At 71.2% G+C, this 10,045-nt stretch carries 9 protein-coding genes; 3 read left to right on the top strand and 6 right to left on the bottom strand.

Translation table 11 applies throughout. The features are described from left to right. On the bottom strand, positions 1 to 1,361 hold a 1,361-nt coding region (locus VKV26_04590), incomplete at its 3' end, for a hypothetical protein (protein HLZ69170.1). Positions 1,362 to 1,531: 170 nt separating this feature from the next. Here VKV26_04590 and VKV26_04585 point away from each other — a divergent pair. Further along, on the top strand, positions 1,532 to 1,729 hold the full coding sequence (locus VKV26_04585; GenBank protein ID HLZ69169.1) for a hypothetical protein: 198 nt from the start codon (positions 1,532 to 1,534) through the stop codon (positions 1,727 to 1,729). Between the two features lie 305 nt (positions 1,730 to 2,034). Here VKV26_04585 and acnA read toward each other — a convergent pair whose 3' ends face one another. The 5 genes from acnA to VKV26_04560 form a co-directional block, all read right to left on the bottom strand. Continuing rightward, on the bottom strand, positions 2,035 to 4,734 hold the full coding sequence (gene acnA, locus VKV26_04580) for an aconitate hydratase AcnA (GenBank protein HLZ69168.1): 2,700 nt from the start codon (positions 4,732 to 4,734) through the stop codon (positions 2,035 to 2,037). Positions 4,735 to 4,839: 105 nt separating this feature from the next. Next, positions 4,840 to 5,607: a GntR family transcriptional regulator gene (locus tag VKV26_04575; protein HLZ69167.1), complete on the bottom strand. Its 768-nt coding sequence runs from the start codon at positions 5,605 to 5,607 to the stop codon at positions 4,840 to 4,842. A gap of 55 nt (positions 5,608 to 5,662) precedes the next feature. Beyond that, on the bottom strand, positions 5,663 to 6,352 hold the full coding sequence (locus VKV26_04570; GenBank protein HLZ69166.1) for a hypothetical protein: 690 nt from the start codon (positions 6,350 to 6,352) through the stop codon (positions 5,663 to 5,665). Positions 6,353 to 6,502: 150 nt separating this feature from the next. After that, positions 6,503 to 7,102 carry a hypothetical protein gene (locus VKV26_04565; GenBank protein HLZ69165.1) on the bottom strand — a complete coding sequence of 200 codons (600 nt, stop codon included), beginning with the start codon at positions 7,100 to 7,102 and terminating at the stop codon, positions 6,503 to 6,505. A gap of 106 nt (positions 7,103 to 7,208) precedes the next feature. Next, complete coding sequence (locus tag VKV26_04560; GenBank protein HLZ69164.1) at positions 7,209 to 7,778, bottom strand: hypothetical protein; 570 nt, start codon at positions 7,776 to 7,778, stop codon at positions 7,209 to 7,211. 186 nt (positions 7,779 to 7,964) lie between these two features. Between VKV26_04560 and VKV26_04555 the strand changes: the two genes are divergently transcribed. Both VKV26_04555 and VKV26_04550 read left to right on the top strand, forming a co-directional pair. Then, positions 7,965 to 8,765, top strand: coding sequence for an alpha/beta hydrolase (locus VKV26_04555; GenBank protein ID HLZ69163.1), 801 nt, complete (start codon positions 7,965 to 7,967; stop codon positions 8,763 to 8,765). Between the two features lie 3 nt (positions 8,766 to 8,768). Next, a complete protein-coding gene (locus tag VKV26_04550) occupies positions 8,769 to 9,857 on the top strand; it encodes an isocitrate/isopropylmalate family dehydrogenase (GenBank protein HLZ69162.1) in 1,089 nt (362 codons plus the stop codon). Positions 9,858 to 10,045 lie beyond the last annotated feature (188 nt).

The following is a 10,045-nucleotide window of genomic DNA, read 5'->3' as shown; positions in this document are numbered from 1 at the left end:
TGCGGCAGGTTGGGCGGAAGCTGGGTATAGGCAGCGAGCCAGCCTCTGGCGCTTGTTGTCGCCCGCCGGAGGGCGCCTGCTTCGGCGCTCGAAACCAGGCCGGCTGTTGCGTACGTCGCCCCTGCCTGCAGGGGCGATGCGGCGATCAGCGCCGTGAATTCGCCGGCCGGCGCACCTTTCAACCACTGCGTATAGGCGCGTGGCGGCTGAGTGCCTTCGGTTGGAGCGAGGCCGAGCGGCGGTCCGGCCGCCAGCAGGACCGTGGCGGGTTGTGCAGGCGTCACGGTGAGCGTTGTGGACGAGCTGCTGAGATAGGGCGGCGCTGCCTCGAACGACAGCCCGCCGCTGCGGCGTATGCCAGGTCCGCCCTGCGGGGCGTTGGTATCGCCGGCAGCCGCGGATGTCGCCCAACCGTTCCCTTCGTAGCGGTCGTAGGAGATGCCGAACACGTATCCCGGTCCATCGGCTTGCACCGTGGCCACGATGCCGTCCCCCGGCGCGACCGGCCCGGAGAAGGGCAGGACCGACCCGAAATCGTGCAACACCGTAAGCGGCCGCTCGATCTGCCCCGCACCGAGCGCCGAGCCGCTTCCGGCCGGCGGGCGGTTCTCCGGCAGCCGAGGCAGGCGCCAATGGGCGGCGGGAATGAGCCAGCCCAGCGCAACCAGGCCCGCCGCGCCGCTCAGCACCATGCCGGTGTGGGCGACGCCGGCGCGGCGGCCGGTTGCAGGAGAGGCTTCCAGACCGCGCCGGACAGCATCCTGCCGCCGCTGCAGGGCCTGCTGCTGGGACACGTACAGCAGCGCGGCAAAGAGGAAGACGATCAGTCCGCCCGCCGGCCAGTTGTGCGTGTAGCCGATGCTCGAGAGCACGAGAGCGCCGGCGAGGGTAAGTACCAACCAGTGCCAGCCGGCCCGCAGCGCCGCCCAGGCCGCCCACATGCCCGCGAGCCAGGCAAGGCCGCTGGTCCAGGCACTCACGGCGAGGTCGTCGTGAATCGCCTCGCCGCGCCAAAGCAGCCGCAACCAGTGCAGCAGGTGCAACCGCGCTTGTTCGTCCGCGAGGCGCAGCCCCGGCCCCGGCTGCGCCTGAAGCAGCGTGGCGTAGGTCGCGGCGAGGCCGAGCGCCAGCGCCAACACGAGCAACCAACCGGGCCGGCGCGCGGTTGCCGCCAGGCCGCAGCAGGCCGTGCCGCAGACGAAAGCAGGCCACGGCGGCTGATACCGCGCCCAGACATCGAGCCCGCTGAAGACCACGGCCCCGGGTGCGAGCACAGCGACGAGCAGGACGACGGAGAGCAGATCGGAGGGCGTGCGAGCGGCGGCCGTACGACCGGAGCCGGCGGCCGCGGGGGATGCCATTCAGTGCAACCTCGCAAGGACGGATGGCGACCGCGGCAGGCGTCGCCGCTCCAGTGTAGCAACCGGCCGCCGCTTTCACGTTAAGCGCCGGTGTACAGCCGCACAGGCTGCCGCCCCGAGGGTGCACGCCGCTCGCGGCACGACTCAGCAGCTATACTGGATATATGACGGTGAAAGAAGAGTTGCACCAGATCGTCGATGCGCTCTCCGAAGAGGAAGCCGAGGAGCTGCTCGACTTCCTCAACCTGCGCGCCGACCCCGACACGCTCACGCCCGACGAACTGGCGCGCGTGGAGGCGGCGGAGCAGGCTGCCGCCGCCGGTGACTACGTCACCCTTGAGGAGTGGCGCCGTAGTCGCCGCCGATGAATTACAGGCTTCGACTGGCGGGACCGGCCCGAAGGTACCTTGACCGACTGGAACCGCGGGTTCAGGACCGGTTTGAGCGCAAGTTCTTGCTTCTCGCAGCGGATCCGTTCGACCTCCGGCACTCCAAGCCCCTGACTTCAGCCGGCATCCGAAGGTCGGCTCGCGTCGGCGGCTGGAGGATCGTCTTCACCGTGAACCGGGATGCACACGACATTCTCGTCGATGAGATCGGCCCGCGTGGCCAGATCTACCGTCGCCTATAACCCCGCCGCCAAGCTCGCGGGCCGATACTCTTGCTCATCGCTTCAGCCCGCCGTGGCGCCATGTGTCTGCACGTGTTCCGAAGCCAGCCGCCGCAGCACGTACTGCAAGATGCCCCCGTGGCGGTGGTAGTCCACCTCGACCGGGCTGTCGATGCGCACCTGCGCTGAAAAGCGAGATTCCGTCCCGTCTTCCTTCAGCGCCCGCACGCTGAGTAGCTTGCCCGGCGTCAGATTGTCGGCGATGCCGTCGATGTCAAAGACTTCGCGCCCCGTCAGGCCCAGCGTCTCGCGCGTCTGGCCATTCACAAACTGCAGTGGCAGCACGCCCATGCCCACCAGGTTGCTGCGGTGGATGCGCTCGAAGCTCTCGGCGATCACCGCTTTCACGCCCAGCAGCAGCGTGCCCTTCGCCGCCCAGTCACGCGAGCTGCCGGTGCCGTACTCCTTGCCCGCGATCACCAGCAGCGGCACGCCTTCCTCGCGGTAGCGTTCGGCCGCCTGGAAGATGCGCATCTCCTCGCCATCGGGCAGGTGCACAGTCCAGTCGCCTTCTTTGCCGGGCGACAGCTCGTTGCGCAGACGGATGTTGCCGAAGGTGCCGCGCACCATCACGCGGTCGTTGCCGCGGCGCGAGCCGTAGCTGTTGAACTCATCCGGTCGCACGTCGTGGGCGATCAGGTACTGTCCCGCCGGGCTGGTGCGGGGGATGTTGCCGGCGGGCGAAATGTGGTCGGTCGTCACCGAGTCGGCCAGCATCGCCAGCACGCGGGCGCCGTGAACGTCGCTAAGCGGGCCGGGTTCGGCCGCGAGATCGGTGAAGAAGGGCGGCTCCTGCACGTACGTCGATTCCGCGTCCCAGTCGTACAGGTCCCCGGTAGGTACGGGCAGGCTGCGCCAGCGCTCGTCGCCGGTGAACACATCGCCGTAGCTGCGGGCGAAGAGCTGCGGCCGCACCGACTTCTCGATCTCGTCGGCCACCTCGCGGTCGCTGGGCCAGATGTCGCGCAGGTAAACCGCGGCGCCGCTCTTGTCCGTGCCCAGCGGCTCGCGGTCGAGGTCGATGTCCACCGTGCCGGCCAGCGCGTAGGCGACGACCAGCGGCGGTGAGGCGAGGTAGTTCGCCTTGACCTGCGGATGGATGCGTCCCTCGAAGTTGCGGTTGCCGCTGAGCACGGCGGCGACGGTCAGGTTCTGGTCCGTGATCGTGCTCGCGACCTCGTCGGGCAGCGGACCGCTGTTGCCGATGCAGGTGGTGCAGCCGTAGCCTACGAGGTTGAACTTGAGCTGTTCCAGAAATGAGAGCAGACCGGCGTCGTGCAGGTAGTCGGTCACGGCGCGTGAGCCCGGCGCCAGGCTGGTCTTCACCCAGGGCTTGACGCTGAGACCCTTCTGCACGGCGTTGCGCGCCAGCAGGCCCGCGCCGACGAGCAGCGCCGGGTTCGAGGTGTTCGTGCAGCTGGTAATCGCGGCGATCGCCACCGAGCCGTGGCCGGGTCCGGCGTGGCCGTCGGTGGCCGCGGCGCCGTTGCCCTCCATCAGCCCGGGATACGCGGCGCGGAAGCTCTCCTTCAGCTCGCGCATCGCCACGCGGTCCTGCGGCCGCTTCGGCCCGGCGAGGCTGGGTTCGACCGTCGAGAGGTCGAGCTCCAGCAACTCGCTATACTGCGGCTCAGGCGCGGTGTCGGTGCGAAACAGGCCCTGCGCCTTCGTGTAGCGTTCGACCAGGTCGACAACGCGATCAGGCCGCGCCGTGTTGCGCAGGTAGCGCAGCGTCTCGTCGTCCACGGGGAAGAGGCCGGCGGTGGCGCCGTACTCGGGCGACATGTTGGCGATCGTGGCCCGCTGGGCCAGCGGCAGGGCGCTGACGCCGGGACCGAAGAACTCGACGAACTTGCCAACCACACCGTGCGCCCGCAGCCGCTGCGTCACGGTGAGCACGAGGTCCGTGCCCGTCACCCCCTCCTTGAGCTTGCCCGTGAAGCGCATGCCCACGACGGTCGGCAGCAGCAGGTAGAGCGGCTGACCGAGCATCACCGCCTCGGCCTCGATGCCGCCCACACCCCAGCCGAGCACGCCGAGGCCGTTGATCATCGTCGTGTGCGAGTCGGTGCCGACCAGCGTGTCGGGGAAGGCGATCGGCGTGCCGTCGTCTTCCTTGCGCTCGACCACGACGTGCGCGAGGAACTCCAGGTTGACCTGGTGCACGATACCGGTGTCCGGCGGCACGGCGCGGAAGTTCTTGAAGGCGGTCTGGGCCCAGCGCAGCAGCGCATAGCGCTCCTTGTTGCGCGCGTACTCCAGCTCCACGTTGGCGGCGAAGGCGGCGTCGGAGCCGAACTGATCGACCTGCACCGAGTGGTCGATGACCAGGTCGACGGGCACGAGCGGGTTGATGCGCTGCGGGTCGCCGCCCATGCGGCCGACGGCCGAGCGCATCGCGGCGAGGTCCACCACGCAGGGTACGCCGGTGAAGTCCTGCAGCAGCACGCGCGCCGGCAGGAAGGGAAAGTCCTGGTTGCCCGGCTGCCAGCGCGCCAGGGCCAGCACGTCGTCCTCTTTGACGAGCGATCCGTCGCAGAGGCGCAGCACGTTCTCCAGCAGCACACGCACGGTGTAGGGCAGGCGGCCGAGATCCCCGACGCCGCGCTGCTTGAGCGCCTCTAGCTGGTAGTACGCAACCCTGCTGCCGTCCGCGAGCTGCAGCGAGGCGCGTGCGCCGAAGGGGTCGAAGTTCCCGGCCATGCCCGACCATCCTTTCACCTGATGCCAGTCACCGGAGAGACGCGATTAGAGCATGTGCCGGCTTGTGCGAGGCCAATGCCGGCACACCTTCGCCACTGCTGCTTGTCATCCCGTATCCTGACGCGACGGACGCCGGGGCGCCAGCACCCGCAGGCCGGACGGTCCCCAGCCGGTGCCCGCGGCCAGGTGCGGAAACTCGACCTCGAACTCGGTGCGGTGGCCGGGGTAGCGGTGGTCGGAGAACAGCACGGTCTGCCCGGCCCGATCGCGGGTGGTGCGGCGGCAGGCGAGGAGCGGCGTGCCGGCCGGCACGCGCAGCAGCCTCGCTTCCTCCGGCGTCGCCGCGACAGCCGCGATCGTCTGCGTCGCGCCCGCCAGCTCGACGCCGCGCAAGGGCAGTAGATCGTAGAAGGTCGAACGCTCGACTTCGGCGCGCGAAAGCTGCGCCCCCAGCGCCGCCGGCACCCAGACGGTGACGATCGCGAAGGGCTCCTCGCCGGCGAGGTTCAAGCGCTGCACGCGCAGCACCTCGCTGCCTGGGGCGAGACCCAGACCCGCGGCCACGCCGGCGTCGGCGCGCTCGAAGGCGAAGGCCAGCACCTGCCGCCGCGGCGTGATCCCCGCCTCGGCCAGGGCGCTCTCGATCGTGACCACGCGCCCCAGCGCCTGGCGCACGGGATCGCAGACCACGAACCAGCCCGCGCCCTTGCGGCTGGTGAGCAGCCCCTCGCGGCGCAGCTCTTCGAGGGCACGCCGCACGGTCACGCGGCTGACGCCGTAGGCGCGGCCGAGATCGGCCTCCGACTCGATCGCGCCGCCCGCTCCGTAGGCGCCCGCACCGATCCGGGCACGCAGTGCCGCAGCCAGCTCCATGTATCGCATACCTGTATGCTACCTGTATCTCATACAGGCGGTCAAGCAGGCGAGATCAGGAGCGGCCGCGGCTGCGCTTGAGGGCCGCGCGTCGCCGAGGCGCCGGCTCCGGCGGTCCTGGCCGTCTATTGCGCCGAAGGGCCGGCCGACTTCGCTGAGGCGGACGCGACGGAGTCGATCGCGGTCGCGCCCGCCTCGCGCCGTGCGGCGGAGGCGAGACGCGTCTCCTGCTCGTCGGCGGTGTGTACCCGACCAGCTCGGGTCCGCAGGCGACTTCGTCGGCATAGGTGTCCACGTGGGCTTCGGAACGGTCGAGTCCGCCGACCATGCCGGCGAGCGCGCCGCCGATCGCCCCGACGATGCCGCCGATCAGGATCGCCGCGATGAACGCCGGCCAGTCGGGCTGTGCGCGGACGGCGTGACGAAAGCCGGGAATCAGGATCAGGATGATGCCGATAACCGCGCCGATAACCGCGCCTGCGAGACCCCAGAGCCAGGCCCGCGTCCAGACCGAGCGCACCACCGCTGCATCGGCGCGCATCAGGCCGCTGCCCGGCTCAACCTCGTCGCCAGCGCCGCCCAACACCGAAACGTCGCTCGCGGCGATGCCTCCCGCGCGGATGCGCTCTACCGCACGTGCGGCGCTCGCCGGGTCGGGAAAGCGGGCGATCACGTTAAAGCGGCTCGTCCTGGTCCTGGGCAGGTAGGGTTGTCGTGCGGTTCCCTCGTAATCGGCTGACGGCATCGACGTCTTCTCCCGCGCGCCGCCGCGAGCGGCGCGCTGCGATTCGATGCTCGCACGCAGAGCGGTCCCGCAGGCACTGCCAGCGGGGCAATTCTGCACCCGGCCACACGGGTCAGAGAGGCATCGATGCGGGAGTAGGCGAGGCAGCGCTCAGAGGGACGGCTCCTCGCCGGCGGCAAACGCGCGCACGCCAAAGGCGCCGCAGCCGTGCAGGATCTCGCAGACCCTGGCCTGCTGCTCGGGGTCAGCGGTATGGACGCCGACGATGCGCGCGTTCTCGCAGATTTGATCGCCGTAGGTGTCCGACCCGGCCTGTGTGCGATCTAGTCCGGCGACGCCGCCGACCAGCGCGCCGGAGACGACGCCCACGACCGCCCCGAACGCGGCCGCCAGCGCGTAGCCCGCGGCGGTCGGCGCCACGATGTGCTGCACGGCGGGCAGCAGCCCGAGCAGCAGGCCGAGCAGCGCGCCGCAAACCCCGCCCACGAGCGCACCCTCGCAGGCGTCACGCACGACACCGCGCAGCAGGCGCTCGTCCAGCTCGGTCAGGCCGCTGCCCGTGTGGACGGCGTCGCCCGCCGGGCCGAGGACCGAGGCATCGCCCACGGCGAAGCCGGCGCCGCGCAGCTCGGCGACGGCGCCGCGCGCCGCCTCCTCGTCGTGCAGGCGGGCGATCACGTTGAAGTGGGTGAGTTCGGCCTGCGGCATGAAGGCGACATGCGCGCGGCCTTCGTAGTCGGCGGCAACCATCGTATCGGCACCTTCCCACACTCCACGGGAGATGACTGCTCCGAGGATTGCCCAGCCGTCTCAGATGAGAATACCTAAACCGGTTTATCTTGCAGGACTGAAACGTTTAGCCGCCCGCGCCGCGGCCCGCCGGTCTGCCGCCCATGCGCGCGATCGTGGCCAGTGCCCGATCTTCCTGTTCGTCGCTGCGCGGGGCGAGCAGCAGCAGGGTAGCGTCTTCCGGTAACTGGTCGGCGTAGGTATCGCTGCCGGCGCGCTGCCGGTCCAGCGCCGCGGTCATGCCCAACAGTGAGCCGCCGAAGATTCCGGCCACGGCGCCGAGTACGGCCGCGATCGCGAACATGCGCAGCGACGCGCCGCCCGCGGCATCGCGCACGGGCGGCAGCAGGGCGATGAGGATGCCGAGCAGCGCTCCGACGAAGGCGCCCAGATAGGTGCCGGCCAGCGAGTCGCGCGCCACGACCAGGAAGAGCTCGCGGTCGCGGCCGGGCACGCGATCGGCGGCCTCGCTCTCAGCCTCAAGCCAGAGCACCGCGTCCTCGTCCGCGAATCCGGCCGCGCGCAAGTCCTCCAGCGCCGCGATCGCCCGGTCGCGATCGGGCAGCCAGGCGCGCAGCGGATAGCGCGCCAGCGTGTCCGGCGGCAGCGAGGGTTCGGCCCGCGGCTCCTCCGTCATGTCACCCGCTGGCCCTGCCTTCTCCGGCGCACGCCGCGGACCCGATCACCTATCGAGCGGCCGCCAGGCGGGCGCCTCGGTTTTCATCCTGACCATACCGCATCGCTGATGCGCCGTTGACAGCGCTGCCGCGCGGTTCGTACCGTGCGCGTGGCGTGGCCGCCTGGCGGGGCGGCGGAGGGCTCGATGACGGCAACCGGCGGCGGCACGATCGCGGCGCGCGGCGGCGTGCTGAACTACGTCGAAGCCGGCCGCGGCCCCGACCTGGTTTGGCTGCCGGGCGGCAACGACTTCGCCGAGCTGGTGCTGCACGCGCAACGCGGCCTGCTGGACAGCTATCACCTGATCGCGATCGACCCGCGCGGCCAGGGCCGCTCGCACGCGCCGGCCGACCCGGATCTGTACGCCGGCGAGCACCACGTCGACGATCTGCTCGATGCGCTCGACGCGCTCGGCCTGCGGCGTCCGCTGCTCGGCGGCCACTCGCGCGGCAGCCGCACGGTGCTGGAGTTCGCGGCGCGCCATCCAGCGAGGGCTCGGGCGGTGGTCGCCGTGTGTGTGCCGGCGCTGGGCGGCACGCGCGGCCGTGCCGCGCGCTACCGCGGCAACGCCGCGCTGCTGCGGGAGCAGGGCTTGGAAGCCTTCCTGCGATCCTCGCGCACGGCGCCGCGCAATCCGGAGCGTCGTGCGGCCTGGGAGGAGCGGCTGCGTCGCGCCGGCGTTGCGGCGCTGGCGGCGCAGTACGAGGCGCTGGCGCGGCGCCCGTTCCTGACGGAGGCGATGTCGGCATTCGAGTCCCCGGTCCTGATCGTGACGGGAGAACACGACCACCTGCGCCCCGACTGTGAGGCGCTCGCGGACGCGGTGGCCGGTCTCCAACTCGTCGTGATTGCCAACGCCGCGCACGCGCCGATGACCGAGAACCCTGAGGCCTACTACGCCGCGGTCTGCCCCTTCCTCGGCCGCTGGGCGTCGGGCGAGGCGTAGTCCGTGGGTGGCGCGATCTCCGGTTCAGTGCGCGGTTACCGCGTCGTGCTGATCGCCGGCGACGGCATCGGCCCGGAGGTGACGGGCGCGGCGGTGCCGGTGCTCGAGGCCGCCGCGGCGCGTTTCGGTTGCCGCCTCAACCTTGAACGCCACGAAGCGGGCGCGGCCTGCTACCAGCGCAGCGGCCTGGCGATGAGCGCGGAGACCTTCGCCGCCTGCCGCGACGCCGACGCCCTGCTCAAGGGACCCGTCGGTCTGCCGGGCGTGCGCCTGCCCGACGGCACGGAGGCCGGCGTGCTCGGCGGCGTACTGCGCAACGGCCTCGACCTCTTCGCCAACCTGCGGCCGATCCGCCTGCTCGACGGCGTGGCGTCGCCGCTGGCGGGCCGTACCAGCGGCAGCATCGACTACGCTATCGTGCGCGAAAACACGGAAGGGCTGTACGCCGCACGCGGCCGCGGCGTGGCGACGGCCGATGCCGTGGCCGACACGATGCTGATCACCCGCCGGGGTTGCGAGCGCGTCGCGCGCTTCGCCTTCGACCTTGCCCGCGCCGGCAGCGGCGCCCCGCGCGACGGCGTGCGCCGCGTCACCTGTGTGGACAAGGCCAACGTGCTGCGCGGCTTCGCCTTCTTCCGCGCCGTGGTCGAAGCGGTGAGCGCGGAGTATCCGGAAGTCGTCTTCGAAAGCCGCTACGCCGATGCGGCGGCTCAGGCGCTCGTACTCGAGCCGGACGCCTTCGACGTGATTGTCTGCGAGAACTTCCTGGGCGACATCCTCAGCGACCTGGGCGGCGCGACGGTCGGCGGCCTCGGCTTCTGTCCCTCCGGCAACATCGGCGAACGCGGCGCCTACTTCGAGCCGATCCACGGATCCGCGCCCGGTCTCGCCGGCAGCGATCGGGCGAACCCGCTGGCGACGATCCTCGCCGGCGCCATGCTGCTCGATCGGCTGGGCGAGTTCGACGCCGCCGGCGCCGTGCGCGCCGCGACAACGTCCGCCCTGCGAGACGGCGCGGTGCGCGTGCAGCGCGACGGCACGCTGGCCAGCGGCTGCCGCGCGGCCGGGGAGACGATCGCGCGGCTGATCTGAGCGCGTGGACCACGGCCGCCGACGATGGCTCGATTGATACTCGCTGCTCAATGACTGCGCTGTCTCAATGTCGCGCCGTCTGGTGCGGATGGCGCTATGATGCGGTGGGATCGCGCCTCGTGCCCGAGGTCCGGGCGGCGCGGCCCTGCCGGCGGGCTCGCGTCCGGCGGCGGCTCGTCGGAGCGCAG

The sequence above is a fragment of the Dehalococcoidia bacterium genome, assembly GCA_035310145.1.
GTDB lineage: Bacteria > Chloroflexota > Dehalococcoidia > CAUJGQ01 > CAUJGQ01 > CALFMN01.
This window is presented reverse-complemented; position numbering and strand designations above follow the sequence as displayed.